Here is a 25353-nt window from a genome sequence, read left to right as displayed (position 1 = left end):
GCGCTCCCGGAGTGCTTAGTGAATCTGCCGTTGCAGGATGTTGGAGAACTCTTCGATGAAGCTTTCGAAGCGGATCGACAGCCGGTCGATGTCGGTGGCGAAGCGGTTATAGGCAACCACGGCAGGGATAGCGGCGAACAGGCCGATGGCCGTTGCCACCAGCGCTTCCGCGATACCCGGCGCCACATTGGCGAGCGTCGCTTGTTGTACGTTCGACAGGCCGCGGAAAGCGTTCATGATACCCCACACCGTACCGAACAGACCAATGTACGGGCTCACCGAGCCGACCGACGCGAGAAACGGCAAATTGTTCTCGAGCGAGTCCATTTCACGTTGAAAGGAAGCGCGCATCGCACGACGGGCACCGTCGAGAATGGCGTGCGGATCGTTCAGGCCTTTCTCGCTCGCCTTCATGTATTCGCGCATGCCCGATTCGAAGATGCGCTCGAGCGCACCGGTCTGATGGCGGTTGTTGAGCGCGCTCTGATAGAGCGCCTGCAAATCGCCGCCCGACCAGAAGTCGCGCTCGAAGCGCTCGGTCTGGGCGCGCGCCCGGCGAATCGCGAAGATTTTGCGGAAGATGTGCGTCCACGACATCAGCGAGAGCAGCAACAGCAGGGCCATCACGGCCTGTGCGAGCACGCTGGCGTGCATGACCAGCGAAATGATGGAAAGGTCTTGATCGGGCATGGTTTGGTTATTGACTGACCGGAATTCTTGTCCCTGGGATCAGGCGGCCGCCGCGCCGCTCCCGGCGTGGGCAGTTGCACTGACGGACTTGTTGGCGGCAATGGCCGATTGCATGGCGAGCCGCACGTTCGCCGGAATTCTGCCGGGGCGCAACGTATCGGCCGACACGCAGCCGATTTTGATGCTGCCGCGCGCCAACAGTTCGCTGCTGCCGTCGGGCGCATCGCGCCAGGCTTCTTGAAGAAAGTCGACACTCGCGCCGCCGAGATGCTCGATCCGGCTTTTGACGATCACGAGATCGTCCAGCCGGGCGGGGCTCAGGTAGTCGAGCGCAGTCGAGCGCACGATGAAGATCATGCCGGTGTCGCGGGCCAGTTGGAGTTGTTCGATGCCGAGCGAACGGAGCCACTCGGTGCGGGCCCGTTCAAAGAATTTAAGGTAGTTGGCGTAGAAGACGACGCCACCGGCGTCGGTGTCCTCGTAGTAAACGCGGATTGACCAACTGGTATCAAAATCAGCCATGCCGCGCATTGTATCGGAACGCGGCAACAACGCCAGTCACGGAAACAGAATTTTTCAACTACGCGCAACAACCGTGCTTCAACGATGGATTTTTGCCGCCGCACGGACGCACCAAAGTGGGGCGAAATCAGCGCAATGCCCCGTGTACCGGGCGGCAGAGGTGGGAGTGTCTCTGGCGTGAGCGCTCGGGGCGTCCCTATAATGACGGCTCGCAAGCCCCCTGATATTCGAGAGAATCCGGCGCGCGCACGCATGCATCGTGACGCCGCCGGTTTTCGTTCTATAAAACTACCTGCGAGGCCCTTCGAAGTGACTTCCCCCGAAACGCAAGCTCCCGCCGCCAAAACTGTTCGTATTGCTTTTCTCGGACTGGGCGTCATGGGTTACCCCATGGCTGGTCATCTGCAACGTGCCGGTCACACCGTCACCGTCTACAACCGCACGGCGGCTAAGGCGCAACAGTGGGCGAAGGAATATGGCGGTGGTCATGCCGCCACCCCGGCTGAAGCGGTCCGCGATGCCGACATCGTCGCCGCCTGCGTGGGCAACGACGACGATCTGCGCAGCGTCGTCCTCGGCGCGCAGGGCGCCTTTGCCGGGATGAAGGCGGGGGCGGTGTTCGTCGACCATACGACGGCTTCGGCCGACGTGGCCCGCGAACTCTACGCCGTGGCGCGCGAGAAGGGCCTGCACTTCGTCGACGCCCCGGTCTCGGGCGGCGAAGCGGGTGCCAAGAACGGCGCGCTGACCATCATGTGCGGTGGCGATGCCGACGCGTTCGATCAGGTCGCCGACACGCTTCGCGCCTATGGTCGTGCCGTCACCCGCATCGGAGAGGCGGGCGCGGGGCAACTCGCCAAGATGGTCAATCAGATTTGCATCGCCGGTCTCGTGCAGGGCTTGTCCGAGGCGATCAACTTCGGCCAGCAAGCCGGTCTCGACATGAAGCTCGTGCTCGACGTCATCAACAAGGGCGCGGCGGCGAGCTGGCAGATGGATAACCGTGGCCAGACGATGATCGACGGTAAGTTCGACTACGGTTTTGCCGTGGACTGGATGCGCAAGGACCTCGGGCTTTGTCTGGCGGAAGCCCAGCGTCAAGGTGTTTCGCTGCCGGTCACCGCACTCGTGGATCAGTTTTATGGCGACGTGCAAGCCTTGGGCGGCCGCCGCTGGGACACGTCCAGTCTGATCCACCGGCTGCGCGTGCTCTCGGGCAAAGCCTGAACTCCGGGTTTATCTCCTATCGTCAGCCGGTAGCGGTTGGCACTAGAATGCGGAAAACGGGACGTCGTGGTGCGACGGCACGGCGACGGCCAGCGCGGTAGGTAGGTGCAAGCCAGTGTCGTGCGGGAGGAGACCGCCGCGATTCATAACGACACTGACAAAGATCCTAAAAAACCGGCATGAGTAACCAGTCGAACGCCGCGGCCGTCCGCGCATTCCGCATTCTCGAAATTCTCTGCGCCGCAGGCGCGCCCATGACATTGGCGGAGATCGTCGCCGCCATCGGTCTGCCCAAGCAGACCGTCCATCGCATTCTCAAACAGTTGGAAGCCGCATGGCTCGTCACGCGCGAGGCGGGCAGCCGCCATTACGAGCCGTCGTCGCGTGTGCGCGCCCTGGCGGTCAATGCGCTGATGCACGCTGGCCCGGCGGCTGCGCGGCACGCCATTCTTCAGCAATTGGTGGATAAGCTCGGCGAGACCTGCAACCTGTCGATGCTCTCGGGGGACGATCTGGTGTATCTCGATCGTGTGGAGACCGAATGGTCGCGCCAGCTCAAGCTCTCACCCGGGTCGCGGGTGCCGTTGCACTGCACGGCGAGCGGCAAGCTGCTGTTGGCGTTTCTGCCCCGCGCGCGGCGCGAGAAGCTGATCGCGCATCTTCCGTTGCGCCCGCGCGCAGAGAACACGATTACCGATCTCGAAGATTTGCGCGCGGAATTGGCGGAAACGCGCAAACGCCGTGTCGGCACGAACAACGAAGAACATGTGCCGGGCATGATCGCCGTGGCGGTGCCCGTCATGCTCGATCGCAATCGGGCGTGCGCGGCCATTGCGGTGCAGGCGAGCGCCGAACATTCGACACTCGACAAGCTGATGACCTATCTGCCGGAACTTCAGGCCGCCGCCGAGACGATGGCCGCCACGTTCAACGAGTAATCAGGGCTTCGCCGCGCCTGCGGCGGATGCGCTGTCGACCGATTCCGGGGTGTGCGCTGGTGTGGCAGACGTTGCCACCGGTGCCGACGAGGCCATCGCATCGAAGATCTGTGTCAACTGCGTCGCCCCTTGCGCCGATTCCGCCCGAACGCGCGGTCCGATGAAGATCGGGTCGAGCACCAGGAACAACAGGTTCGGTGTGCGATAGATGAAATCGCGTTCGAAGCGGGTCCCGGTGCCTTCCGGCGTGAGCTTGTATCGCACTTCGCCGGACGGGCGGCGATTGACTTCGCCTTCGATGCGCCATGTGGACGGCGCCTGCGCCTCGACCACTTTCCAGTGAATGATCCCGTGACGACCCGCGAGACGGAATTCTTCCGCGACTTCGTCACCCAGTCCGAGCGGATGCTCGGTCGCGCCTTCCACGGCTAGCGACGCCGGATGCCACTTCGGCCAGTTGGCGGCGGTGGTCACGTAGTTATAGACGGCCTGCGGCGGCTGGCGCAGGGTGATCACGTTCACCACATGGGTCTCGCGCTCGAACGGCAGCGGGGCGAGCGAGAGAACGGCAATGATGGCGACGGCGGCGAGGACGAACAGGAAGGCTCGCTTCATCGGCGCGCGCTCAGGCACCGGCGGGCGAATCTAGTTCGACATCGACCATGAGGTCGTTGGCCAGGCCTTCGAGCACCTGACGCAGCGCGTCGGTCGAGACGTTGGCCGGTACGCGCAGGCGTGCCGTGGCACGAAACAGCGTGCCGCCGGACATCGAGCCTTCGACACACTCGGTGTCGAGTTCATCGATGCTGATGCCGCGTGCGAAGAGAACGTGCGAAATTTCTTTGACGATGCCAGGGTGATCCTGACCGACGAGATCGAGTTGCAGCAAACGCGCGGCGGGATCGGCGGCGGCGCTTTGGGCGTGCGTGACCGACACGCGCAGCCCGTGCGTCTCGAGGCCCTGCAAGGCTTGTGTGAGGGTAGCGACGCGCTCGTCCGGTACCTGAAGATGGACGATGCCGGCGAATTGACCAGCCAGATTGGCGAGGCGGCTTTCGAGCCAGTTGGCACCCGCGGCGGATGCACGATCGGCGATGGCGTTGACCAGCCCCGGGCGGTCCGGGCCGATCACGTTGAGAATCAGGGACGTCGTCATGTCAGGCTCCGTCGAATCTGAAGAGGCAGGAAGCATCGGCGGCGCTCGCTGTGGCGCAAGCACCTTCACTGCGACCGGTTGGCGTGCAAGGCTCAAGTGTAGTGCAATCGCCCGGCTCGCCGCTACGCCTAAGCAGCGCGCGAGGTCGCGTCGTTGTCTCGGTGCCTTCGTGCAGCTATGGACCGGCTTCGGCCATGCGCAACAACGCGATGACGGTAGCGTCGTCGGTTTGTGCGAAATCGCTGTACGCGATGCTGACGGCATAGAACGGTTGCGGCATCTCCAGACAGACGACCGCATCGGCGAGCGGCGCTAAACGTGCCACGGCATCGCGCGCGCCGACCGGAGCGCAAGCGACGAGTGGCCCGGCACCCAGACGTCGCAGAGCGCGCAATGCGGCAATCATGGTCGCGCCTGTCGCAATGCCGTCGTCGACAACCACCACGGGCAAGCCCGCCACCTGAGGCGCTCCGCGCCCCGGTGTATAGGCTTGCCGCCGTTGCTGCAACAGCGCGCGCTGGCGTGCTGTCTCGCGGGCGAGGTAGGTGCCGGTCGCGCCCAGCGACAACGCGTGGTCCGCCAGAAAAATACCGCCGAATTCATCGACGGCACCCACCGCGAGTTCGCTCTGATGCGGGGCGCCGAGTTTGTGGGCGAGCAGCACGTCGAGCGTGCCGCTCAGGTGTCTGGCGATGGGGAGCGCAACGGGCACCCCGCCACGCGGAATTGCCAGCACGAGCGGCGGTGCGCATTGCGCGAGTACCTCGTGCGAGGCGAGGGTTTCGGCGAGGGCATTGCCAGCGGCGGCGCGATCGAGGAACGGCATGACGGCGGCGGGGGCAAGCCCGGCAGGAAGGGGAATCCTGTCATCCTAACGCCGCATGCTGATGCTTGTTTAGCGCGCGAGCAATTCGGGGACGGTGCCGACGAGCAGCGTCACGCCCGAGCAGGCCAGCAACGCGAGCACCATGCGGCGAAACGCGTGATCCGAGAGGAATTTATAGGCCCACGCGCCAGCCAGTGTCGGCAAGATCATTGATGGCACGGCAATCGCGAAGAGATGCAGTGTCTTCGCGGTAATCACGCCGTGCACGGTGTACATGATCATCGTGAGCGTGTGCATCGCGATGAAGAAGAGCTGCATGACGGCGCGCTGCAAGTCTTTGTCCCACCCGCGCAGCGTGCACCACAACGTGGGCACCACGCCGACGAGCCCGCCAATACCGCCCATCAGTCCGCCGATAAAACCCACCACGCCATCGGCCGCACGGCCGCCGTGCGTGATGCGGGGCAGGTGGGCCGAGAGCAGCAGGATCGTGCAGTACACAACGAGAATCGCGCCGATACCTGCACGAAACCACACAGGGTCGAGATAGCGAAGAATCCATACGCCGACGGGCACCCCGACGAGGCCGCAAATCACGAACGGTGCCAGCCGGTCGAGCGGCACGCTGCGGCGCACGGCACGCAGTCCGAGAATTTGGCCGATGAGCGAGCAGAAGGCGACGAGCGGGCCCGCGAGCGTGGGCGGGAGCGACCACGCCCAGAAGGACAGTGCGACCAAGCCGAACGCAAAGCCGGACAGGCCTTGCACGAAGCCAGCCACGCACGCGCCGATAATCAGCGGAAGAACGGGATCGAAGGTCATGAATCGGGGGCACGCAATGCCGCCGCACTGGCCGGGCCTTGCGGCAGATCAGGACGGCAGATAAAGGCGGCATTATGCGGCGATCTCGCCGATTCGCGAAATCCGCTCGGGCTGAGCGCGTGCGGGCGTTGGTGTGCGCCGCGACGGCTCGCTAGGTGGCGTGTTAGCGATTGCCTGGCAGGCGCGGTGCCAGCCGTTCCCAGACGGCAACGACGGCGGTGCCCACGCTAATGCCAAGCGCGGCACCGGCGAGCGCATCGCTCGTCCAGTGATAGTCGGACGCAATTTGGCCGAACGCCGTTGCTGCGACGGCAAGCGCGCACGGCCAGCGCATCGCGCGGTGGCGCAAGGCGACGACCGTCGCGAAGGTGAGCATGACCGTCAGGTGGCCGGACGGAAACGAGGCGTACGCCGCACCGTCCCCGGCGAAGAGGCGAAATTCGAACACGCCGTCGCGCAGATAGGACGGGTTGTTGTGCGTCCACGTGTCGGGCCATGTGCGTCCGAAAATGTGCTTCAACCCGGCCTTGGCATAAACCGCCACGCCCAAGGCACCTCCGGCGAGCCAGAGCGTGATCAGCCAATCGGGCAATGTGCGTCGCCACAGCAGCGCCGCGCCGAGCACGAAGAACACCGGCCATCCCACCACGAACAGCGGCGCAGGCAATTCCGCGACGTGCTGTATCCACGGCGTACCTTGCGTGTGCAGATGCGCGAAGTCGGCAATCGGCCGGTCGAACCATGCAATGGCGGCAAGTGCGAGTAGCAGGCAGCCCAGCGCGCTGATCCACGCCGCGCGAAGACAAACGCGCGGGGCGCCGGACGTGACAGGGGCACCAGATGGCGGCAGGGAAGATGGGGTGGGGGTGAGTTCGGTCATGACGCAAGTTCGGAAAAGCTGGGCAGCGACACCATCGTGCGATGGCGACATGGTAGTCGTGAATGCGTGGGGTGAGGGCGAGCGTGGGCGCAAGCCTGAGGCAGCGGCGTGGCGATTTGATGACGATCAGTACGCCGACGTTGCGCGCATGACATGCTCTCGCGGCAAGGAACGGAAAGATTTTTTGCGGGATTGACGTCCATCGTCCTACAATCGTCCCCTGCATGGCGCGGGGCCATGAAGTCGACCACGAAGCGCTAAGACGCTGCGGCGCCGGAAATTCAGATCCATCGCTTTTGTGTGAGCAGTTCGCCAGTCAAAACAAAATCAATAACGCATGCGGGGGCAGCAGTGATTCGGGGATTCAATAGCATCATCGACCGTCTGGCGCGCGAGTTTTGGCGCGCCGCGCATACGCGTGAGCAGCAGCATGCTCAGTCGCAAATGCGAGGTCTGACGGAAGTGCGGGCCGCCGAGCAGGCGCAGCGCGCGTTTGACGAAGCACCCGCTGCCGATGCCGCGGCGCGAGAGCGGCTGCACCTGGCCTGGCAGCAAGCCGAAGCGAGCGCACAGGCTGCGCGGGCCAAGTTTGAGATCGCGCGTCTGGAGCGCCTGCTGGCCGATGGGCTTGCGCGCGACCTGCGCATCCCACCCGCCGACCTGCGTGCGCGCAATACGCCGCCGGTGCTCGACACCCGTCATCTGCCGAAGATTCTTGCCAAACCCGAATGGGAGACGTTTGCCCCGGAGAAGCCGGGCCGATTGGCGCTCGCCATGCCGGGTGCGTCGGCGCGCTACGAGCAAGCCGTGTCGAAGGCGCGTAGCGAGTTCGTCCATGCCGAGCGCGAATACGAAGCGTCGAAGATCCGTCGCACGCAAGGCTCGATGATTCTGCAAATCGCGCAGCAAAAGGCCACCGAGGCCGCTCGTGCGGAAGCCTCGCGCCAGAACGCGGCGGTCGCGGATTTCGAAGGCGCGTTGTTGCGCGGTGAGGCGGCAGCCGTCACCGGCTACGCGCGCATCGTGCTGAGCCGCAGCCCGTATCCGGACGCGTTTCATCAAACGCTCGCCGCTCACTACGTCGAGAATCTCAAGTTGCTCGCGATCGGCGTCGATGTGCCAACGCTTGACGCCGCAGTCCCCATCGCGCTCGACTATCGCTACGACACCATCGAAAAAGCGATTCAAGGCATGCCCGCCGGCGATGCGATGCGCGCGCAGGTGTACGCGAATGCGCTGCGCCAGATGCTGCTGCGCTCGCTCTACGAGCTTTTCGCCGCCGACCCGTTGCGGCACGTGAATGCGATCGTCTTGAACCTCTATGTCAATGGGGGCGACGATCGCCTGTGTCTCGCAAGCGTGCATGTGTCGCGCGCCGACTTCGCGGCGCTGGTGCTCGCCGAGGGCGATGCCGTCACGCATCTCGCGACGATCGGTGCGCGCGTGTCGCCACGCCCCGAAGCGTTGCAGGCCGTCACGCCGGTGGCCGGTGTCGATATGACGCAGGTCATCACCGACGCGGATGTCGCCGTCGATCGTCGCTTCAATCTCATGACGCTCACCGACAAGGACTTCACGCAGGTGATGTTCCACCTGCTGCGCTCGCATGGCTTCGAAGGTCCGCCCCTGCTGCCCACGGAAGACGGCATGCTGACCTGCCGCGCCTGGGATCCGCACCCGATCTTCGGTGGCGATGTGGTGGTGCACATCCATCGCAATACGCCGCATTTGGGCTTGGGCGCGGCGCGCACGATGCTCGCGGAAATGCAGCAGATCGGTGCGGCGCGTGGCATGTTGATTACCACGGGCGAATTCGAGGACGGTGTAGTGGAGTTCGCACGCGACCGGCGCATCGAATTGCTCGGCGGCCAGCACCTGGTGTTCCAGCTCAAGGAAAACGCGGGCGTCGATGCCAGTGTGGCGGCCCCGGTATCGCCAGAAGGGGTTGGCGCAGTCGGAGCGCCTGGGGCTACCGCAGCGTCTGTGTAGGCATTCCGGCGCGCGCATGTCAGGCGACGAACCGTTGGGATGGGAGAGCATTGGGGAAAGACCTGCCTGCTATAGTGGATCGGTCTTTCCCAAGGCAAACCCCAAACTCAATACGGAGGTTCGTATGTCGCGACGCACGAAACGCCTGTCAGGCCAGCGCACGGTGAGCAATTTGGGCACGGCACTCTCACTGGTGCTGGCACTCGGCGCCCCCACGCTGGCGCATGCGCAACTCGACGCCCTGAAGAACGCCATCGGCGGCGGGTCCAGCGGGTCCAACGCTGGCGGCCTTGCCGGCAGTCTGGGCGGAATGGGCTCGGCGAGCTCGCTAACCTCCGGCAGCATCGGCAATGCCACTGGCGTCTTGCAGTTCTGCATCAAGAACAACTACCTCAATGGCGCGAATCTGAGCTCGGCCACGGACGTCAAAGACAAGCTGCTCGGTAAGATCGGCACGCAGTCGGGCTCGGCGGCCGCTAGTCCCGGCTATCTCGATGGCGCCAAGGGGCTGCTTTCGTCACCGGACGGTAAGACGGTCGACCTGAACGGCGGCGGACTCAAGGAGCAACTCACGCGCCAGGTCTGCGACAAGGTGCTCGATCAAGCCAAGTCCTTCCTCTGACCACGTGCGCTGAGTGGTACCAAAAAATTCATTGAAACTGGGTCTTTGCGAGGGGCCACGCCTAGGCGTACGCTAGGCGTCATTCCATCCCCACCGCCTGAGTCCGGAGTCTTCGATGTATTTGCCTACTGCCTTTGCCGACGATCGTCCCGAGGTGCTGCACGATTTCATTCGCGCCAATCCGCTTGGCCTGCTCGTGAGCGCTGGCGCGCTCGGGCTGGTGGCTGATCCGATCCCGTTCCTGATGTATCCCGACGAAGGCGAGTTCGGCACGCTGCGCGCGCATTTGGCGCGCGCGAATCCGCACGGTCCGGCGTTGAAGGACGTCGACGACTGCCTCGTGGCGTTCACCGGTGCGCAGGCTTACATCACGCCCTCGTGGTACGCGGCCAAGGCCGAGCATGGCAAGGTAGTGCCGACGTGGAATTACGCGGCGGTGCACGTGTGGGGCAAGCCGCGCCTGATCGACGACGCGGCGTGGGTGCGTCGTCTGGTCGGCGATCTGACGACGTCGCAAGAGCAGGGCAGACTTGCGCCGTGGGCCGTCGAAGACGCGCCGGCTGACTTTATCGACGGCATGGTGCGCGCCATCGTCGGCGTGGAAATTCCGATTCGCCGCATCGAAGGCAAATTCAAAGCGACGCAAAACCGGGCCATGGCTGACCGCATCGGTGTGGTCGAAGGGCTTCGCGCTCAAGGGCCGTTGAGCGAGCCGATGGCCACCTTGGTGGCACAGCGCGGCGACGTGCCAAAAACCTGATCACGATGGCGCCCAACGAGGCGCCTCACCGTAACGAAACGAAACAATTTCGCGGGTTTCAGACAGGTTTGCCGTAGGCGTCCCCGCATACAATGCGGCATCCCGACTCAGGTGCCGCGATGAAAACGTTGCTCGCCATGCTTGCGCTGTTGCTCTGCTTGTTCCTACTGGAACAGGCGGACGTGCCGAGCGCGCAAGCCGACGAGTGCGGCAACCTCGCCCCCGATCAGACCTTGCAATGCGCCGCGTACGGCGTGGGAAACGTGGTCCCTGAATAGCGGTTCATCCGCTACAATCGCACCCCCAAGTCTTACCGTAAGCAGTGCGATGAAGCAGTCTGAACGGACGGCCACCGCAGTGCGCGCAACTCGCTTGCGCGCGATGGCCCGGCAATTGGCAACACTCGCAGTCAGCCCTCGTTGTGCTGTCACTCTCCAAATTTCCCACCTGATTTCTCGCGTTGCCGCCGTTGGCCTCGTGGTCGTCTCAGGCAACGCATTCGCCGCGGCCAGCGCATGTGGCGATCATTACTTCGCAGGCACCGCCCCCGATATCACCAACGCATCGATGACACGTGCCGCGCGCGAGGTGTGCTTCAGCGCGTTCGGTGTGATGCACTCCGGCGTGACGCGCACGCCGCTCTGGTCGGCTGAACATCTCACACGCGACCGGCTCGCTGATGCGCGCGAGATGACCCGCGTCAACAGCTTCCATGCCGAGTCGAATTTGCCCGCCAGCGAGCGGGCGGAGTTGCGCGATTACGTGCGCTCGGGATACGACCGTGGGCACATGGCGCCGTCGGCGGACATGCCCGATGCGCGGGCGCAATCGGAAAGCTTCTCGCTCTCGAACATGGTGCCGCAGAACAGCGAGAACAATCGCTATCTCTGGGCGGGCATCGAGTCGAGTGTGCGCACGCTGGCCCGCGATCGGGGAGAGTTATTCGTCATCACCGGGCCCCTCTTCAAAGGGCAATCGATCACACAGATCGGCAACCGGGTGATGGTGCCCACGCAGCTCTTTAAGGTGGTGTACGACCCGAAACGCAAGCAAGCGGGCGCGTACCTTGTCGCCAACGAGGCAACAGGCGACTATTCGGTGGTGAGCGTGGCAGAACTCGAGAAGCTGGCCGGGATCGACTTCTTTCCCGGCATGCCCGCCTCGGTGAAAGCCACGGCAATGCGTCTGCCCGCGCCCAAGGCAGCGGGCGGCAGCAAGCGCAAGCGCGACCCTGAGGTGCCGACCTACCGCGAGGCGCAAACGGTGCTCGACTTTTTGCGCACGATCATTCGCTAACCGATGTTTCCCCCGACACAGGAGTCTTCGATGACCGCATCGTCCCCGGCCGCCACGACCTTTGCCCCGTTCGCCAACGACGCCGACGCCCTTTCGCTGGGTGAGTTGAACGTGGAAAATCACACGGATCACGTTGCTATCTTTGGAAGCCTGACGCTGCGCCGCGATGCCGAAGGGCTTCGGCAGGCGCTGGCCCTGAAGACCGTACTCGACGCCGTCGTCGACGCGCTGTCATCCGGCACGTTGCCGCAACAGGCCGAGCCTGAGAAGGACATCGCCCCACGGCAGGTGAAGAACCCGTTCGCGGAGTGATCGCTCCGGATTTACCCGGGGTTGGCACTTTATTCAAACATTCGATGTTGCGGCGCACTAGATGATTCGCCTTGCTGGGTCATCTGCCGCAACCTTCGCCGTGCGACGCATTCCATCGTGCGGCAAACCGCGTATCCGGTCGAACGCGCGCACCCCTGTCATTTCTCGTCGTTTCACCATTCATGCGGGTTGCGCGACAACTTGTCGCACCTGCGACAAAGTGTCGCATTGACACTCCCCGTCAAAAATCTCGATTCACGTCACCCATTCGCTTTTTGGCGAGGTCTTAATTCGTCTCGAAAATCACTTGGCGTCGCTGATTCTCTTGTGGCGACGCAACACCGATAAGGGGTTTACGGCTTTCTTGCGAAGCGCATACTAGCCCTGCGTCCCGTCGATTCCGATATCAGGGAGTCGGTGACGGGAAAGGCCACGAGCACTAAACAACGCGAGGTTATCTATGCACATCCGTTGGAAAAAAGTGTATTCGAGTGGATGGGGTTCTGTTCACCACATTCAACCCCGTTCGAATCGCAGCGCCACTGAGCGCGAGCAACTCTTTCAACGCCTTCTGGCGGTAGCGATCGCCTGTAGTGTGGGTGGATTCGTTCTTCTGTCGATCGGCGCGGCCTTCCTAGGGCGCTAAGTCCCCAATCTTCCTTTCGCGCGCGGCACCGCCTTCCGACGGCCTGCCGCGCATCGTTGCTTTCCCCATCTGATTTGAATTCCCACGTTAGTGCGGGCGGCGTTATTGCGTCCCGATTGGGCTCAATCGGCGGCGCTGAGATAAGCGAACGTTCGTGCGGTTCGACACGTTTTGTTACAGATGTTTAAAGTGTCGAAGCGTTCGAGCGCTACCGCCATCGCCAAATGTCGGGAAATCGGCAAAAAATCCATTGAAAACCATTGCAATGCGGCGTGAAGCGCGTTTTCACGCATCGCGATAAACGTCGCCTGACGCAGTTTTGGCGCGGCATCCTGTAAGTCGACGCTATTGCAATTCCGCAAGAATAGTGCCATCTTGAGACGAAGTCGGCGTGTAGGAATTCAAGGTAGTTCGTTCTGAGGATTTGTCCGAATTGCCTTGCGTCTCTAAACTTTCGATAAAGAAGAAAAGATAAGGCATTGCGGGCCGGTTTGTTTGATTTGTGAGGTGCGCCATGGAAATTCGCTGGGAAAAGTTGTATTCGGGCGGATTGGGTCGTTTTTACGACACTTCGGAATCGAGCCGCCGCCGGGCACGGCGAGCGCAGTTGGCATGGTTCGGTATCGCTATTTCGGTCGCTGTCGCGGTGGGCGCTGTCGCCATCGCGTGGCGCTGGATCTGATGCCTGCCGGCCGTTTTCACCACACACTGACTACGGGGATGCTGGCGCTGCTCGCCGCCACGGCGGGCGCGTCGGTGTACGCGCAACAACCTCAGTCGCCACCGGCACCGGCTGCACAGTCCGCTCAGTCCGCTTCACCGGGTCTGGTCGCCGAGCCCGTCGATACCTCCGGGCAAGCGTGCGGCAATGTTCGTGCGCTGCCTGCCGACGTCTCCCACTATCGCTACGAAGTGAAGAACCGCTGCCAGCGGCCTATCACCTACAGTTGGCGCTGCAATAGTGCGGACACCGAGCATTCGATCGATGTCGCCGGACAGGCAACCGAAGTGGCGACGTGCGTGAAAGCCACCGGTGCTGCCGGGGAGATCGTCTTCCACTTCGGGCCACCGGGCACCGGCAACTGATTGTCGGCCGACTGCCGCTGCGCCGCTTTGCGGCGGGGGCGGGGCATCCGTTCGACCGGTCGCCACATCCGCCGGGAATGGCTATCATGACGCCATGCCGCTCGCTTGCGAGCGACGCTGACGCGCCAGCGCATCAGCGCCGAAATACTCGATCCGCCAAGGACCCCCTCCGAGGACCCCCATGAACGATACCGTCACCTCGCCGTCGCTCGACACGGCCGCTTTGCGCGAATTCGTCGAACGCAAATGGAATGATGAAATTCTTCACGCGCTGACCGATTACATCGCTGTACCTGCCAAAAGCCCGGGCTTCGACGCCGACTGGGCGCGCAATGGTTATATCGACCGTGTGGTGCGCGACGCCGCGCAGTGGGCCGAGCGTCAGCCGGTCAAGGGACTCAAGCTCGAAGTGATTCGCCTCGAAGGCCGCACGCCGGTGATCTTCTTCGAAGCCCCCGCGACGCGCTCGGGCAGCGACGAAACGATCGTGCTGTACGGCCATCTGGACAAGCAGCCGGAATTCGACGGCTGGCGTAAAGACCTCGGCCCGTGGACGCCGAAGTTCGAAGACGGCAAGCTCTACGGCCGCGGCGGCGCCGACGACGGCTACGCGATCTATGCCAGCGTGACGGCACTCGCCGCCCTCGACGCCCAAGGCGTGGAACGTCCGCGTTGCGTCGGCCTCGTCGAAACATGCGAAGAGTCGGGCAGTTACGATTTGCTGCCTTACGTCGACGCGCTGCGTGAACGCCTGGGCAAAGTGAGCCTCGTCGTCTGCCTGGATTCGGGCGCTGGCAACTACGACCAGTTGTGGCTGACCACGTCGCTGCGCGGCATGATCTCGGGCAGTCTGGAAGTGCAGGTGCTCGACGAAGGCATTCACTCCGGCGGTTACGGCGGCATTGCGCCGTCGAGCTTCCGGATCATGCGCCAGTTGTTTGAGCGTCTGGAAGACGCGGGCAGCGGCAACGTGTTACCCAAAGGCTTTCATAGCCCGATTCCGTTGCAACGCTTGAAGGAAGCAGAAGCCACCGCCGCGATTCTTGGCGACGACGTCTGGAAGAAGATGCCGTGGGCCTGCGGTCAAGACGGCCTGTCGGTGCTGCCGACCACGACCGATCCGAAGGAAGCGCTCCTGAATTCGACGTGGCGCCCGTCGCTGTCAGTCACTGGCGCTGCCGGTCTGCCAGCGCTGGCCGATGCGGGCAACGTGCTGCGTCCGCGCACGGCTTTCAAGCTCTCGCTGCGCTTGCCGCCGCTCATCGATGCTGCGCAGGCTGTCGACGAGCTCAAGTCGCTGCTCGAACTCGATCCGCCGTACAACGCGAAGGTGACGTTCAAGGCCGACGCCTCGGCATCCGGCTGGGATGCCCCGGAAGTGGCCCCTTGGTTGTCGTCGGCGCTCAATACGGCGTCGCAACGCCACTATGGTGCCGACGTGGCATTCATCGGGCAGGGCGGCACGATTCCGCTGATGAACACGCTGCAAGCCGGGTTCCCGAGCGCGCAGTTCATGGTGTGCGGCGTGCTCGGTCCGAAGTCGAATGCGCACGGACCGAACGAATTCCTGCATGTCCCCTATGCGAAGAAGCTGACGTCTGCCGTTGCCGAGGTGATCGCGCTGGCGCCGTAATATCTCTGCAATTCGAATGACCGTGAGGGCCGCATCGAAACGATCGCGGCCCTTTCGTTTTTACAGACGGTGCGTCACCGCTTCGAGTACCTGCACGCCGCGCATGAAGTCGTCGATATCCATGGCCTCATGCGGATTGTGCGAGCCGTTGGCATTGCGCACGAATACCATCCCGCTTGGAATGCCCGCGTTGGCGAAGATTGCGGCGTCGTGACCGGCGCCGCTCGGCACACGCTCTTGCGGTAGATCGAGCGAGCGGCAGGCGTCAACGAGCAACGATGACACGTGCGCATCCATGATCGCCGGTGCCGAAGCTAGCCGCCGATCGAACACGAACTGCACACCGCGATCGCGCTCGATGGCCCGGCACTCGGTGCGCATCAACTCGTAAAAAACGTCGAGCGTATCGGCGCTCTGGCTGCGTACTTCGAGACTGAAATCGACGCGCCCCGGAATGCGCGAGATCGCATGCTCGGCGGGGTCGGTGCCTACGATGCCTGTGGTGACTACGAGATCGATGCCGCGCTCGAGCAGCGCACGCCAATGTTCGTCGAGTCGCGTGATGAGATCGGCCACGGCAAACATGGCATCGTGGCGCAGCCAGCGCGGCACGGCACCGGAGTGGCCGGCTTCGCCCACGCACGACACTCGGTTGTGACGCACGTTGCCGCGAATGCCCGGCACGATGGCCACCGGCATCTCGCGGGCGATCATCACCGGACCTTGCTCGATGTGCAGCTCCAACCACGCCTTGGCGCGCGATGCGTCAAAGAGCATCGCCCCTTCACGAATGGCGTCGATATCGGCACCCGCCTCGGCCATGCACTCGCCAAGTGCGCGGCCGTGCGTGCGATGCGGCATCGCGAGATCGGCGTCGTTCAGTTTGCCGAACAGCGCACTTGACCCCATGTACGCCTTGCCAAACCATGCACTCTCTTCACCGCGCAGCGCGAGCACACGCACCGGTGTCGCGCTGTGACGGCCGCTGCGTTGCTGTTCGACAAGACACAGCAAGCCCGCGACGATGCCAGCCATACCGTCGTAGTTGCCGCCCTGTGGCACGGAGTCGAGGTGTGAACCGATCCATGTTGCTGGTGTGTTATCGGGCCCACCCGACAGCCCCGACAGCCCCGACTGCCCCGGCGCATCGGGTAGCGAAAACACCAAATTGGCCGCGCGGTCGCGCGTGACGGTGAGTCCCTGATGACCGGCCCATTCAGTCAGATACGACGCGGCCGCGTTCTCGCCTGCGCCATAGCTGTCGCGGGAGACGCCGACACCGTCGTCGCCGAGGCGGCGCAGGTCGTGGAAAAGTTGATCGGCCAGCGAGGCCAGCGCGGTAATACTCATGAGCGTGTTTTCTGCAAAGACATAAACGAGGGGAAGGGTGGTTCGCAGGCGGTATTCACTGCCTGCGAACCGTGCTCGTCTTCACGACGTGTGGCAAAGACGAGCGCAACGGCTCCCCATCACCCGGACTGCTGGGCGAAGCGCAACCACCGGTCGGTGAGCTGGGCGTCGAGCGCCACTGCGCCCGTCAGTGACGCGAGCTTGTCGATCTCGTGGCGCGTGCAATAGGCCGCGAGGCCGTCGACGATGTGGCCCATTGCGGCAGGATCGCGGAACGAGGCCGTGCCCACTTGCACAGCGGTGGCCCCGGCGAGCATGAATTCGACGGCATCGTCAGCCGTCTCGATGCCGCCGCAACCGATGATCGGAATGCGCACTGCGCGGTGACATTGGTGCACGAGCCGCACGGCGAGCGGTTTGATCGCCGGGCCCGACAACCCCCCCATCACGTTGCCGAGTTTGGGGCGGCGGGTGTGCACGTCGATGGCCATACCCAGCACGGTGTTGCCCATGACGATGGCGTCGGCACCGGCATCTTCCGCAGCACGCGCAATCGGCGCGATCTGTCCGGCGTTCGGTGTGAGCTTCACCCACAGCGGATGCTTCGTGCGACGGCGGATCGCGCTCACGGCTTTATAGGTCGTCTCGGGCAGCATCGCGAAGGCCATGCCGTCGGCTTCGAGATTCGGGCACGAGATGTTGGCTTCGATGGCAGCGACCTCCGGCAACGACAACCGCTCGCAGGCGTCGGCGAACGATTCGGCAGTGTCGGCCGAGACAGACACGACCACCGGTGTGTCGAATTGCGTGTACGGCGGCAGCACGTCGCGCAGATAGGCGTCGAGCCCCTTGCTGGGAATGCCAATGGAATTGAGCATGCCGCCGGGCGTTTCTGCGACGCGCGGCGTCGGGTTTCCAGCGCGCGTGGCGGGCGATACGCTCTTGATGACCAATGCGCCGAGCCGGTTGAGATCGAGCGCCTCACGGTATTCGATGGCGAAGCAGCCTGACGCGGGCATGACCGGATTGCGCAACGTCAGCGCGCCGATGCGAACGCTCAGATCGGGTACGTCGAGGGTGCGCTCGCCACCATCGCGCAAGCGAAGCGCCTGCAAGTGAAGATCAGCCAAAGTCCACCTCCCCGATGACATCGCGAATCGGAAACACGGGGCCTTCACGGCACACGCGCAAAAATTGTTTATCGCCGTCGCAATCGAACAAGCGAACGCACGACAGGCAAACGCCCATGCCGCACGCCATGCGTTGCTCCATCGCCACTTCTGCGACCACCTGCGGATGCTCGGCGACCACGCGTTGCAAGAGCATCAGGAGTCGGTGCGAGCCGCACGTGTAGACGGCGTCGTGCGGGGCTGCGGCAAGCAGGGCGCGCACGCGGGTTTCGACGGCTTCAACGGAAGACGACCCGTCGCTATCGAAAACACAATGCACGTCGGCCAGTTCACGGGCCATGTCGGTGCGCAGGAATTCGTCACGCATGAGGTCGGCTTCGCTGCGTGCCGACATCACCACGGTGAGACGGATGCCCGCGGCAGCCGCGCGTTGCACGAGCGGTGCCATCGTGGCCAGTCCGACGCCGCGTGCGACGACCATCACCCGTTGCCAGCGCGTGTCGAGCGTGAACGTGTTGCCGAGCGGGCCGACGATGTCGAGCGTTGCACCTTCGGCCAGCGAGGCGAGGGCGCGTGTGCCGACACCGGTGACGTTGTAGAGAAATTCAATGACACCGGGTTCGGGGCCGGTGCCGTACACGCTCATCGGGCGCAGCAGAAACGGCGCTTCGTGATCCGTTACCGGACACTTGAGTTGATAGAACTGACCGGGGCGCGTCGTGTGTGCGAGCGGCGCATCGGCTTGCAGTTGCAGATAGCGGTAACGGGCATTGACCGCGCGATGCGTGAGCACGCGGCAGTGATGCGTGGCCACGGTGGGGGCGTGGCAGGGTGCGTCGAGAATCATTCGAGTTCGGTGCCCTTGAGTTCGGGAATCAGAAAGCGCGTGGCGAGCATGTCGAGCACGTAGAGGCTCGCGAGCAGGGCGATAGCGATCTGGAAGGAGTAGCGCACGGCGAGCGCGCCGACGACGAGGGGACCGAGGCCGCCGATGGCACGCCCGATGTTCCACAACACGTTCTGTGCGGTGGCGCGCGCGGCGGTCGGATAGGCCTCCGACATCAACGTGCCGTAGCCGCCGACCATGCCATTGACGAACATGCCCATGAGCGCCCCGGCGAACAGCATCACGGTCGGATCGGTCAACTGGGCGTAGACGAGCACCATCACGACAGCACCGGCCTGATAGAGCAGGAACGTCGGACGGCGTCCGATGCGATCGGCCAGTTGGCCGAAAGCCCACACGCCGAACATCATCCCGACGACAGTGGCCGCGGTCCACAGCCCCGACTTCGTGAGCGAGAAGCCAAGCTTCTGCGAGAGGAACGTCGGCAGCCAGATCATGATCCCGTAGTAGCCGAAGTTCTGGACCGAGCAGAGGATCACGATGCCCAGACTCACACGCGTGGTGCGCGCATCTTTCACCAGCAGACGGAAGGCGTTCGATCGATTGGCACCCGCCGCGTTGTGGGTACGGCGTACGAAGACTTCCGGTTCGTGAAGCTTGTTGCGCAGCACCCAGGCGACGAGCGCGGGCAGCACGCCGACGAGGAACATGCCGCGCCAGCCGATGTGAGTCAGCAACATCGGGGTGAGCAGGGCGGCGGCGAGCACGCCCGTTTGCCAGCCGAGCGCGACATACGACGACACGCGCGCGCGCTTCGCGGCAGGCCACGCTTCGGCGGCGAGTGCCATACCGATACCGAATTCACCACCTAGGCCGATACCTGCGATGGTGCGATACGCGAGCAAGTCCCAGAAGCCCTGCGCGAACGCGCACAGTCCGGTGAAGACGGCAAACAACAGGATCGTCCACGTCAGCATGCGCACCCGGCCATAGCGATCGGAGAGCGCGCCGAAAATAATGCCGCCCGCGACCGCGCCGATCAGCGTCCACGTGACGAGCGCACCTGCCTGTCCCGGTGTGAGCGACAGACCGACGCTGATCGCTGGCAGCATGAAGCCGAGAATCAGCAGGTCGAACCCGTCCATGGCGTAGCCAATGGCGGAACCGGCGAGCGCTTTCCACGCGTAAGGCGTCACGGCGTCGGACGACGCGGCAGCCGTGCGCTGCGCGCTCGGGGTGTTCAGGTTGACTTCCATGGTCGTGTCCTGTGGGGGCGGCGAGTGATCGAATGCGCCTGCGAGCACGAGGCCGCGCCGCCACCGCTATCGCCGTTTATCGTTAAATTGTCTAAATATTTAGACTGACGAGAGAAAAAAACGCGTCAACTCACACATAGACGTCGCTTGTGAACTGCGCGGCGAACTCGTTGAGCGTGGCGAGAAACTGCGCGTCGGACGACTCGGCGGCATCGCGCAGCATCGTCGCGTAGGTTTTGCTACGCGTGAGAAACGCGTGGAAAGTCTCGCCGTTGGTAGCAATGCCGGACTGCCGCTCTGCAAAGGCCTGCGCCGCTTGGGCAAGCAACAGCAGTGCGGCCGATTCCCGCGTGGAGGTACGCGATGCATTCAGGCAACGCGCGGCAAAGTCTTCGATGTCGGACAGGCCGACCGTGTCGCGCTGCAACCAGGCACAAGCAAGCTTCAGATCCATCGTGCGCTCCATTTGTCTAAATATTTAGACTAAACGAACCCCAAAGGTCCGGCAAGGTGAAAATTATTGGGTCAAACCCTGATACGAGTGGCAACGCGACGGCGATAGATGGGGGCCGCCGTCGCGGTTTTCGGGTGTGCGGGGGCACACCCGGTGAGTCTTAGAACTTCATGCGCAGACCGGCGCCGTAGGTTTGGCCGGTCGACAAGTCGCTCATGTGGTCGTACTTGTACGCGGCGTAGATGTCGGTGCGCTTGGAGAGCGGGTAGTCGTAGCCGAGTGCCCACGTGGTGCGGCGCTGATTGTCGCCCGAGCCGTTCGAGCCGGTATAAGCCACCGACGCCAGCACGCTGCCGCGACCGAGCGGCACGGAGGCACCGAACTGTCCCGTGTTGCTGTGGAAGTTGCCGCTCGTGGCCTGACTGGCGACGAGCATGTACTGCGCGAACAGCTTCACGACGGCGAAGTCGTAAGAGAGGCCGATTTGCGCCGTGTTCTGGTTCGTCAGTCCCGTCACGCCCGGCAATTGCGTGCCGAAGTCACCCGGCGCGTTGCTGAAATTCACGTACTGATAGTTCACCGCCACGCCGAACGGGCCGTTGCCGTAGGTGAGCGCGGCGCCCCACTTCTTGGCGCTATGGTCGGTCGCGCTATTTCCCGTCGCGTAGATCAACGTGCCAGCCAGACCGGCATAACTCGGCGACGTGTAGGCAATGGCGTTGTTCCACGCCGAGTCGCCCACCACGCCTTGTGTCCCCAGACCCTTGTAGGTGTGGAAGATCATCGGCGAGAACGTGTACGAGTTGTTGAACGGGTTGAACTGAATGGTCGCCAGATACAGCGGCGTGGTGATGCGCCCGATTCGCAGCGTGCCAGCCGTGGTGTTCGACAGGCCGACGTAGGCGTTGCGCGAGAAGAAGCTGTCTCCGGCGAAACGGCCGTAGGTGCCGTTGTTCGGCTGGAAATAGCTCTCGAGCACGAACAGCGCGCTGTTGCCGCCACCGAGATCTTCCGTGCCTGCCATGCCCCAGTACGACGTGGTCATACCGCCGCCTTGCTGCACGACCGCGGCTTGACCGCCGGGGTTCTTCACCGAGCCGACATAGGCGTCGGCCAGACCGTAGAAGCTCACGCTCGATTGCGCATGGGCCGTCGTCGCGAGCGTTGCTGCGCCCAATGCGGCGGCGCCAGCCACCTTGTGCCAGGTTTTCATCATTCCCTCGTTATGTGTACAAATTTCTGGACGGCGCGCAGGCTATCACTGCCGGCGCGCCCGGTCATCCCCAAAATTGCCCTGAACCTCGATTCGTGCCGGCCATTCCCGTGGTGTGGGGCAGACCTGCACGGCATCGTGCCGATGTCTAAAAAAATAGACAATCGGAAAAATAAAGTGGCGATAGGTCGCTGCGGTGCCGTCGGTATAATCCCGGCACGATGTCGCAAGGCGCGAGCGCGCCGGCGGCAGCGACGAATTCCAACAGGGGGAGATTTGAACCGAACCGCGACGACATCCCGGGCGCCACGAGGCGCGCGCTTCAATTTTCGAGCGATTGGCGAGCGCCTGCGCGCCTACCGGCTGGCCGCCGAACTGCGCAGTGAAGACGTGGCCGAGCGACTCGATATTTCGCGTGCGGCTATCTACAAGCTTGAGCGTGGTGAGATCGTCAAGATCGACACGTTGGAGCGGCTCGCGGCGTTGTTGGGCGTATCGCTGGCGAACCTGCTGGGTGTCGAGGTGGAGTATCACGACTCGGCCGTGAGCTACTTCGAGCGCATGCGACAGTTGGAAGGCCGCTCGGAGCGCATCGTCGCGCACTTCGACCCGATTTCGTTTCTGCTGACGTCGAGCGACTACGACGTGTGGCTGCGCCATATGCTCGAAGAGAGCATTCCTCCGCGACTGGCCGACAAGCACTGGGCGACGACGATCGATCGGGTGCTGGGCATTCTGCAAGAGCGCAAGGCGAGCTTCTCGCGGCATCGTCTGGCGGTCACCAGCCTGATCGGGTTGCGCCAGATCGAGCAGTTTCTGCATCACGGGCTGGTCGGGCGGTTGGGTTTGCCCCCGGGCGTACAGCTTGAGCGCAAGATGGCGGCGCGTCGTGAGGTCACACGCATCATCGAGTTTCTCGAAGCGGATACGTCGGGCGTGCAGATCGGCATCGTGAGCGACAACATGCCCAACGAGTCGTTTCAGATTTTTGAGGCGGAAGGCGAGGCGTATGTCGCGGTTTCGCCGTTCCGGCTGGGTGAGTTGCCGAACTTGCGCACCGGTATCGCGACGATTACCACGTCGCCCGACGGCGTGGGGATGTACCGGGCAATGATCGATCGGCTTTGGGCCGATTCCGCCAAGGGCAAAGAAGGGGCGGCGTTGTTGAGTCAGTTGCTCGCGCGTTTTTGATTGATCTCACCCGGCGGCGTATCTACGCGTCGCCGTACTTTTCCTAATCATTGCCTCCCGGGCTTTCGTAATACAAAAGTCCGTGTCCTGAGACGATATCCCGCACTTACGAAGACATTTAGTCTCCCGTGCCATGACGGCCCTTCGGCCTGAAACGAGGAGATGAATGGTATGGGGGATCACATCACGGGTGCTGGCGTTCGACGCGTATCGTCACCGCTTATCACTAGCATCGCAATGCGCGACGATAGCCCGCGTTCGCTGGATACCGACCTGACTAGCGTCGTTCAACACGTATCGAAGCATCGCAAGGCGTGGGCGACTTATCCGTCCCGAACCTGTCGAATGCCGGACGGCGATGTGTGTGTTTCATTTTCGTGAGTGGGCCAACCAGAACGCCAGCCGACAAGTCCATGCCATGGACATGAAAGTCGCCGACGACGTGCCGGCGATGATTCGTGACCAACTAGGCGCGTGGCGTGAGGCGTTTATCGGTAACGAGACCTCGGTGATGGCATTCGAGGGCAAACGGTTTGCGACGTTGATCGATGCTCGTGCCGGATCGCCGCCATCGGCGTGTCATGCGCGCGAATTTCCCGTGAAAGCGCTTATCACCCAGTTGAGTGCGATTCGAGCATTGTCGGGTTCGGTCGGTGCGGTGGGCGAACTGGAGAGCGACGAGCAAGGTGGGGTGGACGCTTCCTATTTCGCGCAAATGCGAGATCATTTGACCGATGTGCGCGATGAGGCGCTGCATTTGACAGAGATCGCGGCGCGCAGCCGGTTAGCACTGCTCAATCGAGAGCTGTCGGAGGTGCGACTACTCAACGAGTTGGCTGCCGAAGCGCAACCGGAACGGCTAAGTTGTGGCGCGCAAGTGCCGTTGCGATTGGCCCGGCGGGGCGACAGATATTTGCTCAAACCCGCTGAGACTCACTCGTTGTTCGCGGACAAGAAAAAGCGCGCACGCGTGGAGACCGCCAGTCTGGCGTTATTGCTTGGCTTGCCAGCATCGACGAGCGTCACACTCGACGTTCTGCGTGACCGAGGCTTCTGCGGCGGTGACGGCAACGGCCCGCAATGGGTGCAGGCCCGGGAGGGAGCGTTGGTGGGATGGCGCGACGAGATATATCAGATCCTCGAAGTCATCGAAGACATGCACAAGGGAAAGACTGTCCCGTGCGGGCCCAATCTGATACCAGATGACGCGTTGATGGAGGATGACGAAATTGAGGTCCCATCGTCATCGCGCGGTGATTGTGAGTCCTACGGGCACGGGCTTACGGTTCGCGACGTCGATGAAAATGACTTGGACCGTCCGGACGATAGTGTCGAGAGTGCTCCGGCTGTGAGGAGAGAGGCGCGCAGACAGACCATTGCCTTCGGTCTGCCTCGCATGGGAGCGCCGGACGTTGAATCGGCGCCTCGGCGTCCCGAGGTTTCCAAAGCGGTAACACGCCCCAAATCACCGCCGCCACCACCGCCGGCAATGTCCCTATCGCGCTTGCCGACCGATGATGCGCCGCCGCTGCCTACCTCGCCAGTACCGACCGATGATGCGCCGCCGTTGCCTACCTCGCCGGTACCGACCGAAGACGATGTGGCTCCACCCGTCGTGCCCGATGTGTCGCACAGGCTTGCACTGGACACGTCGTCGATCAACTGGCTTTGCGAGCGCTTATCGGCCAGTTGGAAAACTAAGGGGGTCCGCGATAAGGCCACCGAGACGGCACGCAGATACTGTCCCCCAGGCGGCGATGTTGCAAGAGACACCAAAACTCGGTTGCGCGATGTTGCGCACACCGCGGTCGAGTGCAACGCGATGGCCACAGATAAGGCGCCGTGCGGTGCGTTCGCAACTGCGATCCAGACGCACTACCAACCGAGCGACGCAGTCGTCTACGCGTTGCTGAGCAGACTGACGGCGCTCGATTTGTGGACAAACGAACACTTCGCCAAGTGCGACGCGAGCGATCGTATATTCCAATGTGGCCAGGACATGATGTGGCTCGATATGCAATTTGACGCCGAACGTGCGCTCGAACGTGACGTTTCGATGGTCGAGTTAGACCAAATCATGTTGCGCGCTGCCGAAAAAATCGACCCGGCGCGCATGTTGTGGAGTGCGTTCGACGAGTGCAAAGCGAAGTTGAGCCACGAGGAGTTTGCGAAGCTGTGGCCTTCCGCCCGCTTGTGAGCCAGCCGTCGCCTCACGAGGCGACGTGTCGCTGCCCTTAGGCAATGACCCCTTGCGGGGCATCTTCGCAACGGATGCCCCGTTTTCCAAACTTCAATCCCGAGTATCGACATAGCCTTGCGCGAGATGGCAAGCCCGTCGGCTTGCCCGGACGGAGAGGTTCGATATGGGTGGGAACTGGGGAACGATGCAGGGTTTGGGCGTGAGGTCTCGGGACGTGTCACGCGACGATGGGGGGCGGCGGCCCGAGAGTATTTCGCCGTTCGCGGCAGATTTTTGTGGCGTGAGGCCCAGTGCCAGCTGTCTGAGA

Annotated in this window: 27 protein-coding genes; 13 read left to right on the top strand and 14 right to left on the bottom strand. The window is 63.1% G+C overall.

What is annotated here, in order from left to right:
* Window positions 1-15: 15 nt before the first annotated feature.
* Both tolQ and ybgC read right to left on the bottom strand, forming a co-directional pair.
* Window positions 16-690 carry a protein TolQ gene (gene tolQ / locus ACPWR9_RS15545; RefSeq protein WP_426298987.1) on the bottom strand — a complete coding sequence of 225 codons (675 nt, stop codon included), beginning with the start codon at window positions 688-690 and terminating at the stop codon, window positions 16-18.
* A gap of 39 nt (window positions 691-729) precedes the next feature.
* Window positions 730-1221: a tol-pal system-associated acyl-CoA thioesterase gene (gene ybgC / locus ACPWR9_RS15540; RefSeq protein ID WP_426298985.1), complete on the bottom strand. Its 492-nt coding sequence runs from the start codon at window positions 1219-1221 to the stop codon at window positions 730-732.
* 300 nt (window positions 1222-1521) lie between these two features.
* Between ybgC and ACPWR9_RS15535 the strand changes: the two genes are divergently transcribed.
* Window positions 1522-2439, top strand: coding sequence for an NAD(P)-dependent oxidoreductase (locus ACPWR9_RS15535; RefSeq protein WP_426298983.1), 918 nt, complete (start codon window positions 1522-1524; stop codon window positions 2437-2439).
* A gap of 179 nt (window positions 2440-2618) precedes the next feature.
* Window positions 2619-3377, top strand: coding sequence for an IclR family transcriptional regulator (locus ACPWR9_RS15530; protein WP_150678903.1), 759 nt, complete (start codon window positions 2619-2621; stop codon window positions 3375-3377).
* Here ACPWR9_RS15530 and ACPWR9_RS15525 read toward each other — a convergent pair whose 3' ends face one another.
* The 5 genes from ACPWR9_RS15525 to ACPWR9_RS15505 all read right to left on the bottom strand — a co-directional run bounded on the left by ACPWR9_RS15525 (window position 3378) and on the right by ACPWR9_RS15505 (window position 7061).
* Complete coding sequence (locus ACPWR9_RS15525) at window positions 3378-3992, bottom strand: SRPBCC family protein (RefSeq protein WP_426298981.1); 615 nt, start codon at window positions 3990-3992, stop codon at window positions 3378-3380.
* 10 nt (window positions 3993-4002) lie between these two features.
* Window positions 4003-4533: a glycine cleavage system protein R gene (locus ACPWR9_RS15520; RefSeq protein ID WP_426298979.1), complete on the bottom strand. Its 531-nt coding sequence runs from the start codon at window positions 4531-4533 to the stop codon at window positions 4003-4005.
* A gap of 175 nt (window positions 4534-4708) precedes the next feature.
* Complete coding sequence (locus tag ACPWR9_RS15515) at window positions 4709-5359, bottom strand: phosphoribosyltransferase (protein WP_426298977.1); 651 nt, start codon at window positions 5357-5359, stop codon at window positions 4709-4711.
* A gap of 69 nt (window positions 5360-5428) precedes the next feature.
* On the bottom strand, window positions 5429-6181 hold the full coding sequence (locus ACPWR9_RS15510; RefSeq protein WP_426298975.1) for a sulfite exporter TauE/SafE family protein: 753 nt from the start codon (window positions 6179-6181) through the stop codon (window positions 5429-5431).
* A gap of 163 nt (window positions 6182-6344) precedes the next feature.
* Entirely contained in the window at window positions 6345-7061 is a 717-nt protein-coding gene (locus ACPWR9_RS15505) for a phosphatase PAP2 family protein (protein ID WP_426298973.1), read from the bottom strand.
* Between the two features lie 351 nt (window positions 7062-7412).
* Between ACPWR9_RS15505 and ACPWR9_RS15500 the strand changes: the two genes are divergently transcribed.
* From ACPWR9_RS15500 to ACPWR9_RS15475, 6 genes are all read left to right on the top strand, one after another.
* Entirely contained in the window at window positions 7413-9050 is a 1638-nt protein-coding gene (locus ACPWR9_RS15500; RefSeq protein WP_426298971.1) for a restriction endonuclease, read from the top strand.
* A 124-nt stretch (window positions 9051-9174) separates the two neighbouring features.
* Complete coding sequence (locus tag ACPWR9_RS15495; RefSeq protein ID WP_426298969.1) at window positions 9175-9672, top strand: DUF2501 domain-containing protein; 498 nt, start codon at window positions 9175-9177, stop codon at window positions 9670-9672.
* Between the two features lie 115 nt (window positions 9673-9787).
* Window positions 9788-10432, top strand: coding sequence for an FMN-binding negative transcriptional regulator (locus ACPWR9_RS15490; protein WP_426298967.1), 645 nt, complete (start codon window positions 9788-9790; stop codon window positions 10430-10432).
* A 119-nt stretch (window positions 10433-10551) separates the two neighbouring features.
* Complete coding sequence (locus ACPWR9_RS15485) at window positions 10552-10710, top strand: hypothetical protein (protein WP_426298965.1); 159 nt, start codon at window positions 10552-10554, stop codon at window positions 10708-10710.
* 49 nt (window positions 10711-10759) lie between these two features.
* A complete protein-coding gene (locus tag ACPWR9_RS15480; RefSeq protein ID WP_426298963.1) occupies window positions 10760-11728 on the top strand; it encodes a DNA/RNA non-specific endonuclease in 969 nt (322 codons plus the stop codon).
* Window positions 11729-11758: 30 nt separating this feature from the next.
* Window positions 11759-12040 carry a hypothetical protein gene (locus ACPWR9_RS15475; RefSeq protein WP_426298961.1) on the top strand — a complete coding sequence of 94 codons (282 nt, stop codon included), beginning with the start codon at window positions 11759-11761 and terminating at the stop codon, window positions 12038-12040.
* A gap of 768 nt (window positions 12041-12808) precedes the next feature.
* Here the strand turns inward: ACPWR9_RS15475 and ACPWR9_RS15470 are convergent.
* Window positions 12809-13060: a hypothetical protein gene (locus tag ACPWR9_RS15470; protein ID WP_426298959.1), complete on the bottom strand. Its 252-nt coding sequence runs from the start codon at window positions 13058-13060 to the stop codon at window positions 12809-12811.
* A gap of 140 nt (window positions 13061-13200) precedes the next feature.
* On the opposite strand from ACPWR9_RS15470, the gene ACPWR9_RS15465 reads away from it, so the two are divergent.
* From ACPWR9_RS15465 to ACPWR9_RS15455, 3 genes are all read left to right on the top strand, one after another.
* Window positions 13201-13368, top strand: a complete 168-nt coding sequence (locus ACPWR9_RS15465; RefSeq protein WP_157125820.1) for a hypothetical protein — start codon at window positions 13201-13203, stop codon at window positions 13366-13368.
* On the top strand, window positions 13368-13772 hold the full coding sequence (locus ACPWR9_RS15460; RefSeq protein ID WP_426298957.1) for a hypothetical protein: 405 nt from the start codon (window positions 13368-13370) through the stop codon (window positions 13770-13772). The genes ACPWR9_RS15465 and ACPWR9_RS15460 overlap by 1 nt, the downstream gene beginning before the upstream one ends.
* Window positions 13773-13953: 181 nt before the next feature.
* Complete coding sequence (locus ACPWR9_RS15455) at window positions 13954-15405, top strand: M20 family metallopeptidase (protein ID WP_426298955.1); 1452 nt, start codon at window positions 13954-13956, stop codon at window positions 15403-15405.
* A gap of 60 nt (window positions 15406-15465) precedes the next feature.
* Here the strand turns inward: ACPWR9_RS15455 and ACPWR9_RS15450 are convergent, their stop codons facing one another.
* The 6 genes from ACPWR9_RS15450 to ACPWR9_RS15425 all read right to left on the bottom strand — a co-directional run bounded on the left by ACPWR9_RS15450 (window position 15466) and on the right by ACPWR9_RS15425 (window position 21658).
* Window positions 15466-16755 (bottom strand): hydantoinase/carbamoylase family amidase, encoded by a 1290-nt coding sequence (locus ACPWR9_RS15450; RefSeq protein ID WP_426298953.1) that lies wholly within the window; start codon window positions 16753-16755, stop codon window positions 15466-15468.
* A gap of 119 nt (window positions 16756-16874) precedes the next feature.
* Entirely contained in the window at window positions 16875-17816 is a 942-nt protein-coding gene (locus tag ACPWR9_RS15445; protein ID WP_426299378.1) for a dihydroorotate dehydrogenase, read from the bottom strand.
* A gap of 61 nt (window positions 17817-17877) precedes the next feature.
* The gene (locus ACPWR9_RS15440) at window positions 17878-18732 is read right to left on the bottom strand and encodes a dihydroorotate dehydrogenase electron transfer subunit (protein ID WP_426298951.1); all 855 of its coding nucleotides are present in this window, start codon (window positions 18730-18732) and stop codon (window positions 17878-17880) included.
* Window positions 18729-19988 carry an MFS transporter gene (locus ACPWR9_RS15435; protein WP_426298949.1) on the bottom strand — a complete coding sequence of 420 codons (1260 nt, stop codon included), beginning with the start codon at window positions 19986-19988 and terminating at the stop codon, window positions 18729-18731. The genes ACPWR9_RS15440 and ACPWR9_RS15435 overlap by 4 nt, the downstream gene beginning before the upstream one ends.
* Before the next feature lie 130 nt (window positions 19989-20118).
* Window positions 20119-20442, bottom strand: a complete 324-nt coding sequence (locus ACPWR9_RS15430; protein ID WP_426298947.1) for a hypothetical protein — start codon at window positions 20440-20442, stop codon at window positions 20119-20121.
* Between the two features lie 160 nt (window positions 20443-20602).
* Window positions 20603-21658, bottom strand: coding sequence for a porin (locus tag ACPWR9_RS15425; protein ID WP_426298945.1), 1056 nt, complete (start codon window positions 21656-21658; stop codon window positions 20603-20605).
* A 273-nt stretch (window positions 21659-21931) separates the two neighbouring features.
* On the opposite strand from ACPWR9_RS15425, the gene ACPWR9_RS15420 reads away from it, so the two are divergent.
* Both ACPWR9_RS15420 and ACPWR9_RS15415 read left to right on the top strand, forming a co-directional pair.
* Window positions 21932-22846: a helix-turn-helix domain-containing protein gene (locus tag ACPWR9_RS15420; protein WP_426298943.1), complete on the top strand. Its 915-nt coding sequence runs from the start codon at window positions 21932-21934 to the stop codon at window positions 22844-22846.
* A 418-nt stretch (window positions 22847-23264) separates the two neighbouring features.
* Window positions 23265-25043, top strand: a complete 1779-nt coding sequence (locus ACPWR9_RS15415; protein WP_426298941.1) for a hypothetical protein — start codon at window positions 23265-23267, stop codon at window positions 25041-25043.
* Window positions 25044-25353 lie beyond the last annotated feature (310 nt).

The organism is Pandoraea pneumonica (assembly GCF_049918595.1).
GTDB lineage: Bacteria > Pseudomonadota > Gammaproteobacteria > Burkholderiales > Burkholderiaceae > Pandoraea > Pandoraea pneumonica_A.
The sequence above is the reverse complement of the archived record's forward strand: the minus strand, read 5'-3'. Positions and strand labels throughout refer to the sequence as shown.

What these genes read in the sequence shown, in the direction of transcription:
- ACPWR9_RS15455 (WP_426298955.1), top strand. Translation starts at nt 13,954, where the DNA reads ATGAACGATACCGTCACCTCGCCGTCGCTCGACACGGCCGCTTTGCGC.
- ACPWR9_RS15515 (WP_426298977.1), bottom strand. Translation starts at nt 5,359, where the DNA reads ATGCCGTTCCTCGATCGCGCCGCCGCTGGCAATGCCCTCGCCGAAACC.
- ACPWR9_RS15470 (WP_426298959.1), bottom strand. Translation starts at nt 13,060, where the DNA reads ATGGCACTATTCTTGCGGAATTGCAATAGCGTCGACTTACAGGATGCC.
- ACPWR9_RS15440 (WP_426298951.1), bottom strand. Translation starts at nt 18,732, where the DNA reads ATGATTCTCGACGCACCCTGCCACGCCCCCACCGTGGCCACGCATCAC.
- ACPWR9_RS15460 (WP_426298957.1), top strand. Translation starts at nt 13,368, where the DNA reads ATGCCTGCCGGCCGTTTTCACCACACACTGACTACGGGGATGCTGGCG.
- tolQ (WP_426298987.1), bottom strand. Translation starts at nt 690, where the DNA reads ATGCCCGATCAAGACCTTTCCATCATTTCGCTGGTCATGCACGCCAGC.
- ACPWR9_RS15525 (WP_426298981.1), bottom strand. Translation starts at nt 3,992, where the DNA reads ATGAAGCGAGCCTTCCTGTTCGTCCTCGCCGCCGTCGCCATCATTGCC.
- ACPWR9_RS15485 (WP_426298965.1), top strand. Translation starts at nt 10,552, where the DNA reads ATGAAAACGTTGCTCGCCATGCTTGCGCTGTTGCTCTGCTTGTTCCTA.
- ACPWR9_RS15490 (WP_426298967.1), top strand. Translation starts at nt 9,788, where the DNA reads ATGTATTTGCCTACTGCCTTTGCCGACGATCGTCCCGAGGTGCTGCAC.
- ybgC (WP_426298985.1), bottom strand. Translation starts at nt 1,221, where the DNA reads ATGCGCGGCATGGCTGATTTTGATACCAGTTGGTCAATCCGCGTTTAC.
- ACPWR9_RS15520 (WP_426298979.1), bottom strand. Translation starts at nt 4,533, where the DNA reads ATGACGACGTCCCTGATTCTCAACGTGATCGGCCCGGACCGCCCGGGG.
- ACPWR9_RS15495 (WP_426298969.1), top strand. Translation starts at nt 9,175, where the DNA reads ATGTCGCGACGCACGAAACGCCTGTCAGGCCAGCGCACGGTGAGCAAT.
- ACPWR9_RS15430 (WP_426298947.1), bottom strand. Translation starts at nt 20,442, where the DNA reads ATGGATCTGAAGCTTGCTTGTGCCTGGTTGCAGCGCGACACGGTCGGC.
- ACPWR9_RS15475 (WP_426298961.1), top strand. Translation starts at nt 11,759, where the DNA reads ATGACCGCATCGTCCCCGGCCGCCACGACCTTTGCCCCGTTCGCCAAC.
- ACPWR9_RS15510 (WP_426298975.1), bottom strand. Translation starts at nt 6,181, where the DNA reads ATGACCTTCGATCCCGTTCTTCCGCTGATTATCGGCGCGTGCGTGGCT.
- ACPWR9_RS15480 (WP_426298963.1), top strand. Translation starts at nt 10,760, where the DNA reads ATGAAGCAGTCTGAACGGACGGCCACCGCAGTGCGCGCAACTCGCTTG.
- ACPWR9_RS15415 (WP_426298941.1), top strand. Translation starts at nt 23,265, where the DNA reads ATGGACATGAAAGTCGCCGACGACGTGCCGGCGATGATTCGTGACCAA.
- ACPWR9_RS15465 (WP_157125820.1), top strand. Translation starts at nt 13,201, where the DNA reads ATGGAAATTCGCTGGGAAAAGTTGTATTCGGGCGGATTGGGTCGTTTT.
- ACPWR9_RS15450 (WP_426298953.1), bottom strand. Translation starts at nt 16,755, where the DNA reads ATGAGTATTACCGCGCTGGCCTCGCTGGCCGATCAACTTTTCCACGAC.
- ACPWR9_RS15425 (WP_426298945.1), bottom strand. Translation starts at nt 21,658, where the DNA reads ATGATGAAAACCTGGCACAAGGTGGCTGGCGCCGCCGCATTGGGCGCA.
- ACPWR9_RS15505 (WP_426298973.1), bottom strand. Translation starts at nt 7,061, where the DNA reads ATGACCGAACTCACCCCCACCCCATCTTCCCTGCCGCCATCTGGTGCC.
- ACPWR9_RS15435 (WP_426298949.1), bottom strand. Translation starts at nt 19,988, where the DNA reads ATGGAAGTCAACCTGAACACCCCGAGCGCGCAGCGCACGGCTGCCGCG.
- ACPWR9_RS15530 (WP_150678903.1), top strand. Translation starts at nt 2,619, where the DNA reads ATGAGTAACCAGTCGAACGCCGCGGCCGTCCGCGCATTCCGCATTCTC.